At 38.9% G+C, this 16,702-nt stretch carries 23 protein-coding genes, 1 tRNA gene and 1 other annotated feature; of the genes, 21 read left to right on the forward strand and 3 right to left on the reverse strand.

Annotation, left to right across the window (positions count from 1 at the left end; genetic code table 11):
• The 5 genes from msrA to AACL61_RS02710 all read left to right on the forward strand — a co-directional run.
• A partial coding sequence (gene msrA, locus AACL61_RS02690) for a peptide-methionine (S)-S-oxide reductase MsrA (RefSeq protein ID WP_339110954.1) occupies positions 1–489 on the forward strand: 489 nt, incomplete at its 5' end.
• A 2-nt stretch (positions 490–491) separates the two neighbouring features.
• The gene (locus AACL61_RS02695) at positions 492–806 is read left to right on the forward strand and encodes a metal-sulfur cluster assembly factor (protein ID WP_011953506.1); all 315 of its coding nucleotides are present in this window, start codon (positions 492–494) and stop codon (positions 804–806) included.
• Between the two features lie 301 nt (positions 807–1,107).
• Positions 1,108–2,001, forward strand: coding sequence for an exonuclease SbcC (locus tag AACL61_RS02700; protein ID WP_372586559.1), 894 nt, complete (start codon positions 1,108–1,110; stop codon positions 1,999–2,001).
• A complete protein-coding gene (locus AACL61_RS02705) occupies positions 1,991–3,019 on the forward strand; it encodes a hypothetical protein (protein ID WP_339110955.1) in 1,029 nt (342 codons plus the stop codon). The genes AACL61_RS02700 and AACL61_RS02705 overlap by 11 nt, the downstream gene beginning before the upstream one ends.
• A gap of 29 nt (positions 3,020–3,048) precedes the next feature.
• Positions 3,049–3,555, forward strand: a complete 507-nt coding sequence (locus AACL61_RS02710; RefSeq protein ID WP_219285100.1) for a hypothetical protein — start codon at positions 3,049–3,051, stop codon at positions 3,553–3,555.
• 61 nt (positions 3,556–3,616) lie between these two features.
• Here the strand turns inward: AACL61_RS02710 and AACL61_RS02715 are convergent, their stop codons facing one another.
• Together AACL61_RS02715 and AACL61_RS02720 are read right to left on the reverse strand one after the other, a co-directional pair.
• The gene (locus AACL61_RS02715; protein WP_003664012.1) at positions 3,617–3,751 is read right to left on the reverse strand and encodes a hypothetical protein; all 135 of its coding nucleotides are present in this window, start codon (positions 3,749–3,751) and stop codon (positions 3,617–3,619) included.
• Positions 3,752–3,967: 216 nt separating this feature from the next.
• Positions 3,968–4,041, reverse strand: a tRNA-Arg gene (locus tag AACL61_RS02720).
• 186 nt (positions 4,042–4,227) lie between these two features.
• Here AACL61_RS02720 and AACL61_RS02725 point away from each other — a divergent pair.
• From AACL61_RS02725 to recN, 16 genes are all read left to right on the forward strand, one after another.
• Positions 4,228–4,860, forward strand: a complete 633-nt coding sequence (locus AACL61_RS02725; RefSeq protein ID WP_339110956.1) for a TetR/AcrR family transcriptional regulator — start codon at positions 4,228–4,230, stop codon at positions 4,858–4,860.
• A gap of 122 nt (positions 4,861–4,982) precedes the next feature.
• Positions 4,983–5,055: a sequence feature (ribosomal protein L21 leader region), on the forward strand.
• 15 nt (positions 5,056–5,070) lie between these two features.
• On the forward strand, positions 5,071–5,379 hold the full coding sequence (rplU, locus tag AACL61_RS02730; protein ID WP_003664009.1) for a 50S ribosomal protein L21: 309 nt from the start codon (positions 5,071–5,073) through the stop codon (positions 5,377–5,379).
• Positions 5,380–5,394: 15 nt separating this feature from the next.
• On the forward strand, positions 5,395–5,718 hold the full coding sequence (locus tag AACL61_RS02735) for a ribosomal-processing cysteine protease Prp (RefSeq protein WP_153700804.1): 324 nt from the start codon (positions 5,395–5,397) through the stop codon (positions 5,716–5,718).
• A gap of 25 nt (positions 5,719–5,743) precedes the next feature.
• Positions 5,744–6,025, forward strand: coding sequence for a 50S ribosomal protein L27 (gene rpmA, locus AACL61_RS02740; RefSeq protein ID WP_003664006.1), 282 nt, complete (start codon positions 5,744–5,746; stop codon positions 6,023–6,025).
• A gap of 125 nt (positions 6,026–6,150) precedes the next feature.
• Positions 6,151–6,858: a YggS family pyridoxal phosphate-dependent enzyme gene (locus AACL61_RS02745; protein ID WP_339110957.1), complete on the forward strand. Its 708-nt coding sequence runs from the start codon at positions 6,151–6,153 to the stop codon at positions 6,856–6,858.
• Positions 6,859–6,870: 12 nt separating this feature from the next.
• The gene (locus AACL61_RS02750) at positions 6,871–7,947 is read left to right on the forward strand and encodes a M24 family metallopeptidase (protein ID WP_339110958.1); all 1,077 of its coding nucleotides are present in this window, start codon (positions 6,871–6,873) and stop codon (positions 7,945–7,947) included.
• A 1-nt stretch (position 7,948) separates the two neighbouring features.
• Positions 7,949–8,623, forward strand: a complete 675-nt coding sequence (locus AACL61_RS02755; RefSeq protein ID WP_339110959.1) for a 2'-5' RNA ligase family protein — start codon at positions 7,949–7,951, stop codon at positions 8,621–8,623.
• Positions 8,624–8,712: 89 nt separating this feature from the next.
• A complete protein-coding gene (locus AACL61_RS02760; RefSeq protein ID WP_339110960.1) occupies positions 8,713–9,150 on the forward strand; it encodes an Asp23/Gls24 family envelope stress response protein in 438 nt (145 codons plus the stop codon).
• 1 nt (position 9,151) lies between these two features.
• Positions 9,152–9,568 carry a transcription antitermination factor NusB gene (gene nusB / locus AACL61_RS02765; protein ID WP_102816044.1) on the forward strand — a complete coding sequence of 139 codons (417 nt, stop codon included), beginning with the start codon at positions 9,152–9,154 and terminating at the stop codon, positions 9,566–9,568.
• A 129-nt stretch (positions 9,569–9,697) separates the two neighbouring features.
• Entirely contained in the window at positions 9,698–10,558 is an 861-nt protein-coding gene (locus tag AACL61_RS02770; RefSeq protein ID WP_102816043.1) for a bifunctional 5,10-methylenetetrahydrofolate dehydrogenase/5,10-methenyltetrahydrofolate cyclohydrolase, read from the forward strand.
• Positions 10,551–11,888, forward strand: a complete 1,338-nt coding sequence (gene xseA / locus AACL61_RS02775; protein ID WP_065533083.1) for an exodeoxyribonuclease VII large subunit — start codon at positions 10,551–10,553, stop codon at positions 11,886–11,888. Before AACL61_RS02770 ends, xseA begins: the two co-directional genes overlap by 8 nt.
• 1 nt (position 11,889) lies before the next feature.
• The gene (locus AACL61_RS02780; protein ID WP_019252445.1) at positions 11,890–12,171 is read left to right on the forward strand and encodes an exodeoxyribonuclease VII small subunit; all 282 of its coding nucleotides are present in this window, start codon (positions 11,890–11,892) and stop codon (positions 12,169–12,171) included.
• A gap of 18 nt (positions 12,172–12,189) precedes the next feature.
• The gene (locus AACL61_RS02785) at positions 12,190–13,062 is read left to right on the forward strand and encodes a polyprenyl synthetase family protein (protein WP_339110961.1); all 873 of its coding nucleotides are present in this window, start codon (positions 12,190–12,192) and stop codon (positions 13,060–13,062) included.
• An 11-nt stretch (positions 13,063–13,073) separates the two neighbouring features.
• Complete coding sequence (locus AACL61_RS02790; protein ID WP_019254000.1) at positions 13,074–13,895, forward strand: TlyA family RNA methyltransferase; 822 nt, start codon at positions 13,074–13,076, stop codon at positions 13,893–13,895.
• A gap of 18 nt (positions 13,896–13,913) precedes the next feature.
• Positions 13,914–14,366 (forward strand): arginine repressor, encoded by a 453-nt coding sequence (locus AACL61_RS02795; RefSeq protein ID WP_078009319.1) that lies wholly within the window; start codon positions 13,914–13,916, stop codon positions 14,364–14,366.
• A gap of 15 nt (positions 14,367–14,381) precedes the next feature.
• Positions 14,382–16,061: a DNA repair protein RecN gene (gene recN / locus AACL61_RS02800; protein ID WP_003668399.1), complete on the forward strand. Its 1,680-nt coding sequence runs from the start codon at positions 14,382–14,384 to the stop codon at positions 16,059–16,061.
• A 205-nt stretch (positions 16,062–16,266) separates the two neighbouring features.
• Here the strand turns inward: recN and AACL61_RS02805 are convergent, their stop codons facing one another.
• Entirely contained in the window at positions 16,267–16,617 is a 351-nt protein-coding gene (locus AACL61_RS02805; protein ID WP_019253997.1) for a hypothetical protein, read from the reverse strand.
• Positions 16,618–16,702 lie beyond the last annotated feature (85 nt).

Below are 16,702 nucleotides of genomic sequence, written 5' to 3' on the forward strand. Positions count from 1 at the left end.
TGGTGCATGGTTCAGCCGTTTGATACTTATCCGGGAATTGAAAAAGTTGAATCAGGTTACACGGGTGGCCATGTTGCCAATCCAACCTATGAGCAGGTATGTTCTGGAACGACAGGCCATACAGAAGCAGTAAAGATTACTTTTGACCCCGATAAAATTTCATACAAAGACTTAGTAGAGATTTATTGGCACCAAACTGATCCGACTGATGCAAGTGGCCAATTCCAAGATCGGGGAGACAATTATCGTCCTGTAATTTTCGTTAAAAATGATGAACAACGTAAAACTGCAGAAGAGTCAAAAAAGGCTTTACAGGAAAGCGGCCGTTTTGGTGATGCAAAGATTGTAACAACAATTGAGGATGCGCAGCCATTCTATCCTGCAGAAGACTATCATCAGGGCTTTTATAAGAAAGATCCGCAACGTTTTGCCTTAGAAGAAACTGGTGGCCGACGACAATTTATTGAGAAGTATTGGAAAAATAATTAATTATGAGAGACAAACAATCAATTAAGGACGATATTGTTCAAAGATTAGCAACAGTTATTGATCCTGAACTTCATATCGATATTGTTAATTTGGGACTCGTTTATACAATTGATCTCGATAATGATGGAATATGTTTGATTGAAATGACGCTAACGACAATGGGATGCCCATTAACAAATGTATTGGCTGATATGGTGATTAAAGCGGTAAAAGAGGTTCCAGAGGTAAAAAATGTTGATGTAGAATTTGTCTGGGAACCAGCTTGGACGATTGATCGGATGAGCCGTTTTGCTAAATTATCGTTAGGGGTTCATTGATATTTGAATAATTGGATAAGGGAATAGGGAGCGAGACAGAAGTCACTTGTGACTTCGTTTTCGAGCCCCCGCAAGCAACAATAGGCCTCTAACGTTCGGTTTTGCCGGACGTTAGAGGCCATTGTTGTACTGCGTATTTGCTTTTTATGAAAGTAACTTAACTTATGTCACAGTCTCTATTTTTGCTTTTGAAAAACCGGATTCATGCCAAAAATATAAAGTTTTTGAAAAAAATTTAAAAAGAGTGGAAAAAAGGTAGTAAAGTTATTTATTATAATAGGTAGTTATTTAGACAAGGAGCATGCTTATGGCGAGTGTAGAAACTAATAGTGATTCACTTGATGTTACTCAAGTCATCAATCAACAAATTATTACAAAGATAAAGTATTTGCGACGCTTTAATGATGCAATTTCAAACCATCGTGATCGGGAAATCTACCAATTACTAGATAACCAACGCTATGCTAAAGAGATTGAACATCGGGAACAACAACCAAATGATAAAGGTGTAATGAACCTAGTCGATGATTTGGCTGATCAATTAAGTAATTACCTTAGTGAAAATTTAATTAAATATTTGGGTAAAACCTATCCTTTCTTTTATTATGAAGAATATCAAACTGGTCACTACCGGATTTATTTTGGTAACTGGTGGGATCGGCGTCAATTTGGTGAATTAGACGTTTTGAATGTTCGTTTTTCTTTTGACCAAACAGAATATGATAAATTACGGACGGCTTTTGAATTAGCGCGTGACAATAAACGCTACAATAGTGACCGGATTAGTAAAATCTCTAGTGAAAATGACCGTCTCCAGGATTTAATTGATCACCAACGAGAACGTGAGGAGCGAAAGGAAGCTCTTCAAGAACAGTTAAAAGAGGTTAGTTCACGCTCTGGGATTTGGGAATCAAGTCGTAACAAGGAGAGTCGTCAGGAACTGGTTGAACAACTACAAAAGTTAGAGGACCAAGAAGAAGAAGCTCGTAATGCAGCCCAAACTATTAAGGATAATGAGCGCGTTGTCCTATCCTTATCAAAAGAAAATACGATTTTAAGCTATGAACAAAAGAGCATTATCGATACTTTTGGCAGCTTTGAAGATTTCGAATTAGCTAATCGCAATTTATATGCTAATTATTTAGCCAGTTTAAATGAATCAGAAGGAAAGCAGGTGGACGACGATGAGCAATAATCGAATTGTGACTTCTCCTAGTGAACGGGTCCAGGCTCTTTCTGATTCCTTTAAAGATGTTTTAAGCCTTGGACAAAAATATGTTGACCTTTTAGACCAGTTAGCCCAGACAAGGGATGCTAAGAATCTATTATCAGCCGCTAATAAACTAACCAAAATGGATTTGGCAAACGCGTTTATTAATTTCCCACCACACTATAAGGCGGCTGACTATTATCTGATTTTTATGGATCGCCTATTAAAAATGCATGGGGATACAGCGGTTAACGTTGCAGGAAATGAATTAAACCATGAATTTGAAGCGACTGTTGCGGCTATTGGTAGTGAAGCTATTTTTAAATTTGAAGTTGATAGTCGCGGAGAAGCGGCTTTTACAGAGCAAAGTCAGCATGAACCACTTTTCTATCTGAGCTTAGAAGATAAATTAATGCAATTTAATAACCGCGCGTTAGTAAATTATTTTATCGTTTATGCGCTTAAACAGCATACTGATCTTGAGTTACGGGATGCGGTTAAACCTCTAATTGATTTTGCTAAATACTTGCAAAAAGATCTTGATTTCACGATTGATCTAGGCATTTTAGCAACTTCTAATGATCGTCGCTTTATGTTGGATAAGCCTGAACTTCCACTGACAGTAATTGATCGTTTATTTGTTGCGACTGCTGATGAAGATTATATGTTGATGAATTTGCCACGGAACAATGGGGCTGAGTTACTATTAGATCAAGGTACAAAACTTGACATTGCTTTTGACCCGGACGATTATAGTCAAGAGTGGGTCTTCTTGGTTAAAGATTCTGACGAGCAAATTTCATTCTTTGATGTATTGCTTCATTACGACCTAGTTCGCGAGTGGTATTTGGCAAACCGCTCTGCCCTGGCCGTGAGAACAGATCATATGGAGATTGTTGATGAAGAATCACCAGCAACGACAGAGGTAGTAGAAGATGAATCTTCAGATGAACCATCTTCAGCTGAACCATCAGAAGATCCAGTTCCTGATGAGGAAGAATAAGCAGCAGATTTTATTGTGGAGGCACAGCAATGTTAGATATTACTAAAATGCTTCACCAAATTATCGATTTAGAATTAAAGATTGATGATGAAAAGGAATTAATGATTGGGCCAGAAACAAGAAAGCAAACAATTTTTGTTGACCTTGATATTTCTTTATCAAATATGGCTGAAGCAGCAGGGTGGTATAAGGTAGTTAATCCTAGAGAAGCAGACAAAGAAGATTTGCTAAAATCGTATGTTCAATCGGTAGCGCTACTTTTATTGTATAGTGCAAAGATGCAATGGACACACCTAGTTGTACTCGATGATCAAGCCTGGCAACGGATTACGGATGCAAAGAGCTCTACAAAGTTAGCAGACCTTAATAAATCGTATCTGGCAATTAAACACTTCTTGAGTGATGCCTATTTCAATCATCAACAAGAAAGTTTTCGCCATGCTTGGCATCTTTTGCTAAAAATGGGAATTAGCGATTGGCAATTAACGCCTGACCAAATTTCTGATGCTTACCAAGCAATGATTAATCAATATTAGAATAAAAAGCGAGAGGCCGAGGAATTTTTCCCCGGCCTCTCGTGTTGAACGGAATATAAGATTAAGCTTTTCGATCTCGTAAGCGATTGGTAGTTGCACTATGTTTTCCAGTTTCTTGGTTACTAAGACTGCCAAACATAAATTCACCAATTACCGACGCAACCAAAATTAAAACAATAATAAGAAATGGTAGCATAATAATCACCTCAAAAAGCAATCTCTATATTCATTATTATGAAAAATGTTCATTTTTGCAACAAAATTGTAACATATGAGAGTGCATTTAAGAAATACTTAAAAAATGAAAGTGAAAAATTAGAAAATTATCTGTAAGTTTAGAAGAGAGTAACTGAAAAAGAGGATAGGAAACAAAAGCGTTTCTCTATCCTCTTTATTGTAAATAACGTTTATATGGAGCGAGCGAGACTTGAACTCGCAACCCTCGGTTTAGAAGACCGATGCTCTATCCAGTTGAGCTACCGCTCCAAACAGATTTAAGTATATAATTTTCACTACAAAGTTGTCAATGGTAATAATCTAATATAATTATTTTATTAAGGTAAAGCCGGCACTTTCATTGACAAAACGCTTTCATGACAACTATACTTTAAATATAGTAGAAGTACGAAAGTAGAAAGGACTTAAGCTGTATGATGGAAGGATGATGATTAAATGGCTGCTAATAAGACAGACCTGCGTGTAATTAAAACACGTAATAGTCTGCGCAAAGCTCTTGTATATCTGATGAGACGTGAAAAGCTTGAAGATATTAGCGTCCAAAAGATTACTGAAACTGCCAACATCACCCGAGGAACTTTCTATCTTCACTATAAGGATAAACAAGATTTTATTCAGTCAGCAATCCAAGAGATTATTGACGATTTCTTCAACCAAGTAATGATCGATAGTAATTTTTCGAAAGAACGGACGGTAAAGGTGTTTTCACTCCGCAAAGCATTTCAGTATATCGAAAATAACGCCGATATTTTTGATGTTCTATTAAATAATGAAAAGAATAACTTCTTTTATGAACAACTCTACAATCGGTTAGCAAATGAGATGACACACTTTAATGAGCAAGTGAATAAGAACCAACAGTTGAAAGTCCCGCTTAATTTGCAGATTTCCTTTATTGATTCAGCATTTCTTGGCTTAGTAAGTCGATGGCTAGAAGATGGCATGATTTATACTCCACGTTACATGACACAAAGCGTGGCAAAGATGTTGGATCAGTTTAGTAGCGAGAATGTTTCTTTGGTTAATTTTTTTGATGGTGAATTAGAAGGAACTTTAGAAAAGATTTAATAACTACTACACAAGAGGCTTTGAGAAATTTTTTTCAAGGTCTTTTTTCGTTATATAAGGTAGAGATTATGGTTGACGAAAAGAATAATATTTGATATTATACAAACGTTGTATTTGTGAACCAACAACTACAACCGCACGTTATTAAGTCTAAAGCTTATTTAGCTGCTTAGTACGGCGAGTCTGAGATATTAAGGAGGTGCACAAAGTATGTACGCAATTATCGTTACTGGTGGTAAGCAATACAAGGTAGAAGAAGGTGCTTCTATCTACGTTGAAAAGCTTGATGCTAAGGAAGGTGACAAGGTAACTTTTGATCAAGTTATCTTTGTCGGTGGAGACGACACTAAGATCGGTACTCCTGTAGTTGACGGTGCTTCTGTTGAAGGTACTGTTGATAAGCAAGGTAAGGAAAAGAAGGTTGTTACCTTCAAGTACAAGCCTAAGAAGCACACTCACACTAAGCAAGGTCACCGTCAACCTTACACTAAGGTTACTATCAACAAGATCAACGCTTAATGTGGAGGTGAGATCATGATTCGAGCACAGTTTACTTTAGATTCGAATCAGCGGATCACTTCTTTTAAAATGACTGGGCATGCTGACTCTGGTCCATATGGGCAGGATATTGTTTGTGCCGCAGTTTCTGCATTATCTATTTCAACGGTGAACGGGCTTGAACAAGTTGTTCATACAAAGCCTCACCTTAAACAAGATAATGATAATGGTGGCTTTCTAGAAGTTACAGGATTAGATCTTGGTCATGATAGTCAGATACTTCTCAAAACTTTGTTAAATGGATTATGTGATATCCAGGAGAGCTATCCACAAAACATTGAAGTAAAAATGTTTAATTAAAGTTCATTGCTGGAGGTGAACAACTATGATTATGGATTTGCAATTCTTCTCCCACCACAAGGGGGGTGGTTCCACTGCTAACGGTCGGAACTCAGCTGGTCGTCGTCTTGGTACTAAGGCTGCTGATGGTTCAATCGTAACTGCTGGATCAATCATCTACCGTCAACGTGGTACTCACATCAACCCAGGTGAAAACGTGGGTCGTGGTGGAGACGATACATTATACGCTAAGGTAGCCGGTGTTGTTAAATTTGAACGTATGGGTCGCAGTAAGCGTAAGGTATCAGTTTACCCAGTTGCCGAATAATTATAAAAAGACTACTTTTCTCCGTGAAATAGTAGTCTTTTTATTTTTAAAATAATTTTACATTATATGTTAATCTATAATGTAAGAATATAATTAATCCACAATTGAAGGGAGCATAATGTTTAATGACGATTGTTGATAAAGCTAAAGAAGTCCAAGAAAAAATTATTGCTGCATGCAAGCGAAGAGGTCGAGATCCTCAAGATGTTCAACTGTTACCAGTTAGCAAAAATCATCCGGCAGCAGATATTGCAGAACTTTACAAAGCAGGATGGAACGATTTTGGCGAGAATTATGTTCAAGAATTAGATAAAAAGCATGATGAATTACCAGCAGACATTAACTGGTATATGATTGGCCACCTTCAGCGTAATAAGGTTAAATACATTGCTGATTACGTTACAATGATTCAATCGGTTGACTCCCTTAAACTAATGAATACGATCGAAAAAGAAGGGAGAAAGCACGATCGAATAATTCCGATTCTAATTGAAGTTAATGTTGGAGAAGAAGAGAGTAAATTTGGGGTTAAGCCAACTTTGCAAGATTGCATGGAATTAGCTGAGGCCAGTCTTCAATTGCCACATGTAAAGTTGCGGGGATTAATGACTAGTGCTCCCTATTATGATGACCAAGAAAAAACACGGCCGATTTTTCGCCGCCTACGTGAATTGCGCGATGAAATGAACAACCAAAATGATCAATTAAAATTAGATGTTCTTAGTATGGGAATGACCCATGATTATGAAATAGCGGTAGAAGAAGGTTCAACCTGTGTACGCGTTGGGACAGCTATCTTTGGCCCTCGTGATTACTCTAACCGGCAGTATTAAAGGAAACGAGCTATGTCTAGAATTAAACGTCTACAGAAAAAATTTGAAAAATTATATATCGATGCATTTTTTGTAACGGATGAAAAAAACATTTATTACCTTACTGGTTTTAACCTTATGGAAGGCGATGGATGCCTCTTAGTAACAAAAGATAATGCGATTATTATTACTGATGACCGGTACCAACTTGCATTAGAAGAGCTTGAAAATGATGAAGTTGTGGGAATGATTACCCGTGACTATTACGGTTCACTTAATAAAATATGTCAGGGAATGAAAGTGACTGTTCTTGGATATGAAGATACAGTTACTTACGCCTTATTTGATGTGCTTGATGAGCAGATGGCAGCAGATCTTGTTCCCTTCCACCAACAACTTGAACGGATGCGAATGATTAAAGATAGTGATGAAGTAAATGCTTTGCGTACTTCTGCAGACTTACATTCAGCAGGATACCAGTACCTTTTAGAAAATGTTCACGCTGGGATGACCGAGCGCCATGTCGCGAACTTGCTTGATTTTTGGATGAAGGAACATGGAGCGAGCGGGGCCTCTTTTCCGACAATTGTCACTAGTGGCAAAAATGCGGCCAAACCGCATGCTACGGCTTCAAAAAAGGTGATTGAAGACGGCGATGTTGTTACTGTAGATTTTGGTTACTATGTTAATGGCTATACGGCTGACATGACCAGAACGTTTGCAGTTGGTTCGATTGATCCAGAATTACGTGATGTTTATCAGATCGTCAATGAGGCTCGTGAAGCTGTAATTCAAGCTGCTCATGTTGGTCAACGAGGAGATCAACTTGACTTTGCAGGACGACAAATAATCGAAACAGCAGGTTATGGCGATGAATTCAATCATGGAATGGGGCATGGAATAGGCTTATCGGTTCATGAATTGCCTGCTAGCTATGGTCCTAGTACTAAAAATGTTAAATTACGAAATAATGAAGTTATCACTGTTGAACCTGGTATCTATATTCCTGAAATTGGCGGAGTCCGGATAGAAGATGATATCTTGATTACTCACGGTGGAGTCGAGGTATTGACGAAGGCGCCCACTGACCTAATAATTGTTGGAGAATAAGATGCAACTAGCGACTCTGTATAATAATATTAATCAACAGGGAATGTCGGCAATTAGAAATCATCAAGAACAGCTAGATCGTAACTTGCTAAATCCTGATAAAGATATGTGGCGAGGACTGACGCTTACTGCTTCACTTCCTGCGCATGTTAGCCGCAATATTATGTTTTGCCTGCAAAAATTGGCTGCAATTGAGCCTAACCAATACTTCTATCCTCCTGCTGACCTGCATATTACGATTATTGACCTTATTGCAGCTAGCTCTGACTTTTCGCTCTCAACATTTGAAGAGGAAAAATATAAAAACGTAATAGGGCCGATTATTTCGCAAGTTGGGTCGATCCACTGGCGTTTAGCAGGAATGATCACTAGTTCAGGAGCGCTTCTTGTAAAAGGGTATTATTCAGCAGAATTATCAACTTTACGGAACACACTTAGGAAAGAACTGCCGCTACATGACTTGTTGCTAAAAGAACGATATCCAACAATTTCAGGACATGTGACGGTTGCGCGGTATACTAGTCCTATTCAGCAGGCAGACCGTTTCTTGAAGACGTTAGAAGGATTTAAATCAATTAATTTCGGGCAATTTACCACATCTAGTCTCGATTTAGTCGTTCATGATTGGTATAATCATAATTCGCGGTTAATTTCTAAACTGTCGCTAGGTTCCTAATTGACCAAGTTGTTGCAATTTGTTCGAACATAGTGCAGAATAGAAATGATTACTATAATTAAGAGAAGAAATAAATTGGAGGGCTGACGATGGCTGAAGAATCAAAGATTGTTTTAAGTAGTGAAGACAAGTCACTCGGGACAATTCAAATTTCGCCACGAGTTTTAGAAATTATTGCGGGGATTGCCGCAAGTGAAATCGATGGTGTTTCAAAGATGTATGGTTCATTTGCAAATAGCGTAAGTGAACTTTTGGGACGCTCTGATCGCCGGCGTGGGGTAAAGCTTTCCAGCAATGATGAAAAATTATCACTTGATGTGGATGTTTATGTTGAATATGGTGTCTCTGTTCCTAAAGTAGCGGCAATAATTCAAGATAAGGTCAAACAACAAATTACATTAATGACTGATCTAAAAGTAAAAGAAGTTAATGTTCATATTAAGGGAATCGTAACATCTAAAGAAGACCAACAAGTAGACCCTAATGACTTGTTTGGCGAACATCTTAACGACGAGGCTGGTGAATAAAATGAGTTTGAACCGACACATGATTCGTGAGGAGGCTTTCCAAGTTCTCTTTGCTTTGCAATCAGACCCTGAAGCTGATATTCAAACTGTGTATGAGGCAATTCCTCATCATGATGAAAAGCAAATTCCCCCTTATTTACTGACTTTAGTAAATGGGGTGCGGGAACATCAAGATCAGCTCGACGAACAAATTAATGGCCTTCTCGCAAGCGGATGGACCATCAATCGTTTAGCAAAGCCGGATTTAGTGATTTTACGGCTTGCTTTATTTGAAATTCAATATGCTGAAAATGTTCCAACAGTAGTAGCAATTAACGAAGCACTAGAACTTACGAAAACATTCAGCAGTGATAAGTCACGTAAATTTATCAATGGAGCCCTTGGCAAATTTGAAAAACAAGTCAACACGAATAACTAATATTACTGTTAACAATAATTATGGGGTGGAAAAATGAAGTGATAAACTTCTGATTCCACTCCTTTTTTGCTTAAGCGCAATAGTATTATGGTAGAATATAAAATGGAAATTTAACGAGGAGGAATCACTGTGACGACAATTATTGATGGCAAGGCCCTTGCTAAAAAAATCAATGCCCAGACCCAAAAACTGGTGGCACAGTTAAAAGAAAAACAAAATATAACTCCGGGAATTGCAGTCGTGATTGCTGGTGATGATGCAGCGAGCTTAATCTATACCCGAAATAAGCATAATAAGGCTACTAAGTTAGGAATCAATTCAATTTTAAAAAAATTTCCTGCTGATGTTAGTCAAGATGAGCTTCTTGCCGAAATTGAAAAGCTGAATCATGATGACACAATTGATGCCATTCTTGTTCAACAACCCCTTCCTCCTCAATTGGATTCAGAAGTAATCACCAATGCTATATTGCCAACTAAGGATGTTGATGGGCTTAATCCCCTAAACCTAGGAAAACTATTTGCCAATCAACATAGTAATTATCCCGTGGCTTGTACACCTCGCGGAATTATGCGGATGTTGGCAGAATATAGCATTGATTTACAAGGGAAAAATGCAGTTATCGTTGGTCGGAGTATTTTAGTTGGTAAACCTCTTTTAGCTCTTTTAAATAATGCTAACGCAACCGTGACGATGGCTGGAAGAAATACAAGCGACCTTTCTGCTTTAACGAAAACAGCGGATATTTTAATTGTTGCTACTGGTGTACCTAACCTTATCAAGGCGCCAGATGTAAAACCAGGAGCAGTGGTAATCGATGTGGGAATTAATCGTTTAAGCAATGGTAAATTGACGGGGGATGTTGATTTTGCAGCGGTAAAGACAAAAGCTCAGGCAATCACTCCTGTTCCAGGTGGCGTAGGACCAATGACAATTGCAACTTTAATGGAACAAACAGTTGATTTAGCGCAGTGGAGGCATCATGGATAGAAGCCAGTATTTAACAGTTAGTGAATTAACTAAGTATTTGAAAATGAAGTTTGACCGGGATCCATACCTACATACGGTTTATTTAACTGGTGAGCTTTCTAATTTTCGTTTACGGCAAAAGCATCAGTATTTTAGTTTAAAAGACGATAATGCTGTGATCGATGCTGTAATGTTTGAGCATCAATTCCGGAAAATTAAATTTACTCCTGAACAGGGGATGAAAGTTTGTGTAGTCGGTCATGTAAGCTTGTATGAAAAAAGTGGTCGCTACCAGATTTATATTGATCGGATGGAGCCAGATGGTCTGGGCTCTTTATACTTAGCGTTTGAACAGCTAAAAAAGAAATTGAGCGCTGAAGGTCTATTTAATTTACCTAAAAAACAGATCCCAATGTTTCCAAAACGAATTGCAGTTGTTACTAGTATTGATGGGGCGGTTATCCGGGATATTAATACGACTGTTCGACGCCGTTATCCAATTGCTCAAGTTGTTCTATATCCCACTGTCGTCCAAGGGGATAAAGCAGCGGCGGATATTGCTAGACAAATTAACCGTGCCAATGACCGTGGCGACTTTGATACCCTTATTATCGGTCGGGGTGGGGGATCAATGGAAGACTTATGGCCTTTTAATGAAGAAGTAGTTGCCCGCGCTATTGCCAATAGCAAAATTCCGGTAATTTCATCAGTTGGTCACGAGACAGATACAACAATTGCCGACCTCGTAGCTGATCAACGCGCAGCAACCCCAACTGCTGCTGCTGAATTAGCAACGCCGGTAAAACTAAACGATGTATTAATGACACTTAAAGATGATCAGAATCGTTTATTAAATACGATGCGGACTAAAATTAATTTTGACCGCCAACAATTGAATAAACAGCTGCAAAGCTATATTTTTCAGCAACCGACAAGATTATATGAAAACTATGCACAAAAGGTTGACCAATTAACTCAACAGCTAGGTCAAGCAGCGCAAAATAAGATGCAAGAGATGCGAATGAACGTGGAAAGATTAGGTGGGCGTCTAACGGCTATTTCTCCACTACATCGGGTTCAACAACAAGAACAGCTAGTTAATCAATTACAAAAACAATTGGTTACAGCATCACTTGCCAACCAAAATGAAAAGAAACAACAAGTGACAACTCTTATTAAACAATTAGATTCACTGAGTCCCCTTAAAATTATGAGTCGAGGATATACGTATGTAACGAGTGATGAAAAGGTTGTTAATCATGCCAGTCAATTAACGGTTGGGCAAAATGTTCACCTGCATTTTGATGACGGGGAAGTTCAAGCAGAAATAAAAAAGGTAAAGGAGCACTAAGATGGCAACAGCAAAACCAACATTTGAAGAACAATTAGCACAATTACAACAGATCGTTAATCACCTTGAACAGGGGAATGTGCCACTAGAAGAAGCCCTTCAACAGTTTCAAGAAGGAATCAAGCTTTCTAAGGAATTACAAACGAAGCTAACAAATGCTGAAAAAACGCTTGGTCACTTAATTGACGATAATGGTGATGAGCAAGTCTACGAAAAACAAACCGATGACCCAAGCAATAATGGCGGTGGTAACCGTGGATTTGGTAGCGCTGATGAACAATAAGCAACGGAGCAGAAAAAGATGAGTACACCATTGCCGATTTTAAAAGAACAGATTGAAAACTATCTCAGCAAGTCACTGGCCGCAGATGTTGATCAGGCAACTTTAAGGGATGCCATGAATTATTCCCTAATGGCTGGGGGCAAACGGCTGCGTCCAGCATTGACGCTTGCAACAATTGAGATGTTGGGTGGCACGCTTAATGATGATCTGCTACGTGCGGCTTCTGCATTGGAATTGCTTCATACATATTCATTAATCCACGATGACCTTCCAGCGATGGATAATGATGATCTACGCCGCGGAAAACCAACTAATCACTGTAAATTTGGAGCGGGCATGGCAACTTTAGCAGGGGATGGATTATTGACGTTGGCCTTTCAGTGGGTTGCCGATAATCACCTTTCAGCTAATGTTCGGAGCCAGTTAACCCTTGAACTTGCAAAAGCTGCGGGACCATCTGGAATGGTTGCTGGTCAGGCGCGGGATATTGAAGGTGAACACCAACATCTAACTTTAAACCAATTGAGATACTTGCACCGTCAAAAAACGGGGGAATTGATTCGCTATGCTGTTTTGGCAGGTGGGATTATGATGGATCAATCTGCTGAAATCAAACAAGAGCTAGCAGCATTTGGTGAAAACTATGGGTTAGCATTTCAGATCTATGATGATTTAATGGATATTCTCAGTACTACTGAAGAGATGGGAAAAGCTGTTCATAAAGATGCTGATGAACAAAAAAATACTTATCCAGGATTGCTCGGTGTAGATGGCGCAAAGGAGCAGTTGCAGATAGCTTTAACGGCTGCTAGCCAAAATCAAAAGAATCTTGAAAAGCTTACTGGCAAGTCATTTGCTGGTTATGATGACTTTTTAGCATATTTTAAATAAGGAAAGGGATTATGAAAAAAGAACGTGTAGATGTATTATTAGTCCAACAAGGGCTGTTTGACTCTCGCGAACAAGCAAAGCGGGCAGTGATGGCAGGAGAAATTCTTGGCAAAAATAATGAACGATTAGATAAACCAGGACAAAAGATTCCGATTACCACAACCCTTCACATGAAAGGTCATAAAATGCCGTACGTTAGTCGGGGTGGCTTGAAGTTAGCGAAAGCATTAAAGGTTTTTGATATTTCAGTTAAGGACAAGACGGTTTTAGATATTGGTTCATCAACTGGTGGCTTTACTGATGTAATGTTACAAAATGGGGCGAAGTTAAGTTACGCTCTTGATGTCGGAACTAATCAGTTAGTTTGGCAATTACGGGAGGATCCCCGGGTAGTTGTTATGGAGCAGACCAATTTTCGTTACAGTAAGTTAGCAGATTTTACCAGTGGTCAACCAGAATTTGCTTCGATTGATGTTTCGTTCATTTCCCTTCGTTTAATCTTGCCACCTTTGGCTCAGATACTGAAAATGGGTGGTGAAGTAGTAGCGCTGATTAAGCCGCAATTCGAAGCAGGGAAAGAGCATGTTGGCAAAAATGGGATCATTCATGATCATAAAGTTCACCGGGCCGTTTTGGAAGAAGTACTGACTTTTGCCCGTGAAGATCATTTCGACATCCTTGGATTAGACTATTCACCAATCAAAGGGGGACAAGGAAATATGGAATTTTTAGTTCACCTGCGCCTAAGTGAAAATCCGGGGATCGTTGCCGAAGAAGTAAATATCGATAAGGTTATTGCAGCCGCGGATGATGATTTGAATCATAAGGAATAAATAAAGGTGACTTAATCCATGAAAAAAGCAGAACGACAACAAAAAATTCGGGAAATCATTACTAATGAGAGCATTGAGCGGCAAGAAGATCTTGTTGAACGCCTGCGTGAAATGGGATTGACAGTTACTCAAGCGACTATTTCGCGCGACATTAAAGAAATGCAACTGATAAAGATTCCTGCTGATAACGGGGGCTATCGTTATGGCTTGCCAGCATATCATCACCAAGGACATGAAAATCAGTTAGCACAAACCCTTCAAGACAGTTTGGAACAATTAAAACGTAATGACTGTTTCTTAGCGTTAACGGTTCATCCCGGGAATGGCCCGGTAGTAGCTACCTTAATTCGCAAAATGGATTTTCCAACGGTTTTCACAACAATTGGTGATGATGGAAATGTCCTTGTAGTTTGTATGTCTCCAGAAGCAGCAATTAAATTAGAAGAAAAGCTTAATGCAATGCTCGACTAGGCGAGGTGAAAATTTTTGTTACAAGAATTGACGATTGATAATTTAGCAATTATTAAGCACTTAACCTTAACTTTTGCTGACCAAATGACTGTTCTAACGGGGGAAACTGGTGCCGGAAAGTCAATTATTATTGATGCAGTCGGATTGTTGGCCGGTGGTCGTGGGTCGCAGGAATTTATTCGCCGTGGAGAAGAAAAATTAAGTCTTCAAGGGCAATTTGCGATTCCTGATGATCCTGAATTTGATAATCTACTTGAATCGCTAGGAATTGACCATGAAGATGGAATCTTAATTGTCTCTCGGGAAATTCATCGTAATGGTCGTAATATTATCCGGATCAATGGGCAACTGATTAACACGGCAACTCTTCGTCAAATTGGTGCGGGATTAGTTGATATTCAAGGGCAAAATGAACATCAACAATTAATGCAACCTGAGACTCATTTAGGAATGCTCGACCAATTTGCGGCTAAAGAGGTTCAGCCCTTACTTCAAAAATATCAAGAAGAATATCAAGCTTATTCTAAACTCAAAGCTGCTGTAAATAAAAAACAAGCAAATGAACAACAATGGGCGCAGCGATTGGATATGCTTCGGTACCAAGTTAATGAAATTGCAGAAGCTAATCTAAAAGAAAATGAAGAAGATGAATTAATTAGTGAACGTGATCGATTGGAACACTTTCAACAAATTAATAATGCTCTTCAACTAGCTGTGACGACCTTTAATGAAGGTGAGCAAGCGCCTGTTTTAGATCAAGTTGCCACGGTGATGGACTCAATCAATGCAATTGCTGAATTTGATGATGCTTATGATAATCTTAGTAAGGCACTTAATGATGCTTATTACGCTCTTCAAGATGTAGCGAATGAAGCTAGTCAACAATTAGACATGCTTGAATTTGATGATGAACGGTTAGCTCAGATTGAACAACGGTTAACTACTATCGGTGATCTTGAACATAAGTATGGCGATACATTGGCAGATGTTTTGAAGTATTATGATAAGATCAAAAAAGAACTCGATTCGATGGAGGCCGCGGCTGATTCTAGCAGTGACCTAGAGCAACGGTTAGGAGAAGCCGAAAATAAGATTCGAGAGACCGGTCGTAAATTGAGTCAGGTAAGACAAAAAGCTGCTCATGAACTTGGTAAAAAGGTTCACCAGCAGCTTAAAGAGCTTTACATGGAAAAAGCAGAATTTGAAGTTCGCTTTGCTAATCAAAGTCGGGAACAATTTACACCGACGGGAATTGACCAGGTTGAATTTTATATCCGAACTAATCCGGGAGAATCGATGGGACCATTAGCAAAAATTGCTTCTGGTGGTGAATTGTCACGGGTAATGTTAGCCCTAAAGACAATTTTTGCGCAAAAGGAAGGCGTTACTAGTATCATTTTTGATGAAGTTGATACTGGGGTGAGCGGACGGGTTGCCCAAGCAATTGCTGATAAGATTCGCTTAATTGCTCAACATTCACAGGTTTTATGTATCACGCACCTGCCACAAGTAGCAGCCGTTGCGCAACACCATTTCCTTATTAAGAAATCTGTCCATGATGACCGGACAACTACTCGAGTTACGCCATTGAAAGAAAACGATCGGGTTGAAGAACTTGCGCGAATGCTATCGGGTGAAAAGATTACCCAATTGACAAAAGAGCATGCGCAAGAATTGCTTAATATGGCAAAGTAAAAGGGAGAGAGCAGTGGGAAAGAAGTCGCTTGCGACTTCGTCTTCTCACCCCCCCGCGAGGATAGCTACGACGCGAAGCTAGCCTATTGGGGGTCGGACCCGGACGTTGATTTATCAACGATCGGAATCCAGGCAGCTACTGTATAGATATCTTTAAAACAATAAAGAGACTGAGTTAATTCCCAGTCTCTCTTTAAATCCAATATTATAAATTCGCAATGTATCTAATTTGATCAAAGTTAACAACATAACTTACATTTTGATTCGTAATAAGGTATCGATTGCTATTCGCTAATTGGGCGATGTTACCGGTAACGTTTACGGGATAGCCATCATTGTTGATCGGCATTAGCTGAAACGTTGCTTTAATCTTATCTTTGATAGCTCGTTTTAAAAATAATTGTCGTTGTTTAGCAGGTTGGGGAGTAAGTAACCCTGCTTGCTGATCGTCAGCAGGTGCTTCTTCAAAAAGATGACGAAGCTTATCACTAATAATTTGTGGCGTAAATTTAAAAATAGACTTTTGTTCAATTTGCATAATCGCGCCTCCGAACATTCGTTTGATTATAGTATACGAACATACATTCAGAAATGCAAGCAAAAAGCTCAATAATTTTTTGTTATTCAGGTGCTTGATTTCA

Source organism: Limosilactobacillus reuteri subsp. porcinus (assembly GCF_036621895.1).
Taxonomy (GTDB): domain Bacteria; phylum Bacillota; class Bacilli; order Lactobacillales; family Lactobacillaceae; genus Limosilactobacillus; species Limosilactobacillus reuteri_J.

Excerpts from the sequence above, each read along its gene's own strand:
- AACL61_RS02695 (WP_011953506.1), top strand. The coding sequence starts at position 492 with ATGAGAGACAAACAATCAATTAAGGACGATATTGTTCAAAGATTAGCA.
- AACL61_RS02700 (WP_372586559.1), top strand. The coding sequence starts at position 1,108 with ATGCTTATGGCGAGTGTAGAAACTAATAGTGATTCACTTGATGTTACT.
- AACL61_RS02705 (WP_339110955.1), top strand. The coding sequence starts at position 1,991 with ATGAGCAATAATCGAATTGTGACTTCTCCTAGTGAACGGGTCCAGGCT.
- AACL61_RS02710 (WP_219285100.1), top strand. The coding sequence starts at position 3,049 with ATGTTAGATATTACTAAAATGCTTCACCAAATTATCGATTTAGAATTA.
- AACL61_RS02715 (WP_003664012.1), bottom strand. The coding sequence starts at position 3,751 with ATGCTACCATTTCTTATTATTGTTTTAATTTTGGTTGCGTCGGTAATT.
- AACL61_RS02725 (WP_339110956.1), top strand. The coding sequence starts at position 4,228 with ATGGCTGCTAATAAGACAGACCTGCGTGTAATTAAAACACGTAATAGT.
- rplU (WP_003664009.1), top strand. The coding sequence starts at position 5,071 with ATGTACGCAATTATCGTTACTGGTGGTAAGCAATACAAGGTAGAAGAA.
- AACL61_RS02735 (WP_153700804.1), top strand. The coding sequence starts at position 5,395 with ATGATTCGAGCACAGTTTACTTTAGATTCGAATCAGCGGATCACTTCT.
- rpmA (WP_003664006.1), top strand. The coding sequence starts at position 5,744 with ATGATTATGGATTTGCAATTCTTCTCCCACCACAAGGGGGGTGGTTCC.
- AACL61_RS02745 (WP_339110957.1), top strand. The coding sequence starts at position 6,151 with ATGACGATTGTTGATAAAGCTAAAGAAGTCCAAGAAAAAATTATTGCT.
- AACL61_RS02750 (WP_339110958.1), top strand. The coding sequence starts at position 6,871 with ATGTCTAGAATTAAACGTCTACAGAAAAAATTTGAAAAATTATATATC.
- AACL61_RS02755 (WP_339110959.1), top strand. The coding sequence starts at position 7,949 with ATGCAACTAGCGACTCTGTATAATAATATTAATCAACAGGGAATGTCG.
- AACL61_RS02760 (WP_339110960.1), top strand. The coding sequence starts at position 8,713 with ATGGCTGAAGAATCAAAGATTGTTTTAAGTAGTGAAGACAAGTCACTC.
- nusB (WP_102816044.1), top strand. The coding sequence starts at position 9,152 with ATGAGTTTGAACCGACACATGATTCGTGAGGAGGCTTTCCAAGTTCTC.
- xseA (WP_065533083.1), top strand. The coding sequence starts at position 10,551 with ATGGATAGAAGCCAGTATTTAACAGTTAGTGAATTAACTAAGTATTTG.
- AACL61_RS02780 (WP_019252445.1), top strand. The coding sequence starts at position 11,890 with ATGGCAACAGCAAAACCAACATTTGAAGAACAATTAGCACAATTACAA.
- AACL61_RS02785 (WP_339110961.1), top strand. The coding sequence starts at position 12,190 with ATGAGTACACCATTGCCGATTTTAAAAGAACAGATTGAAAACTATCTC.
- AACL61_RS02790 (WP_019254000.1), top strand. The coding sequence starts at position 13,074 with ATGAAAAAAGAACGTGTAGATGTATTATTAGTCCAACAAGGGCTGTTT.
- AACL61_RS02795 (WP_078009319.1), top strand. The coding sequence starts at position 13,914 with ATGAAAAAAGCAGAACGACAACAAAAAATTCGGGAAATCATTACTAAT.
- AACL61_RS02805 (WP_019253997.1), bottom strand. The coding sequence starts at position 16,617 with ATGTTCGGAGGCGCGATTATGCAAATTGAACAAAAGTCTATTTTTAAA.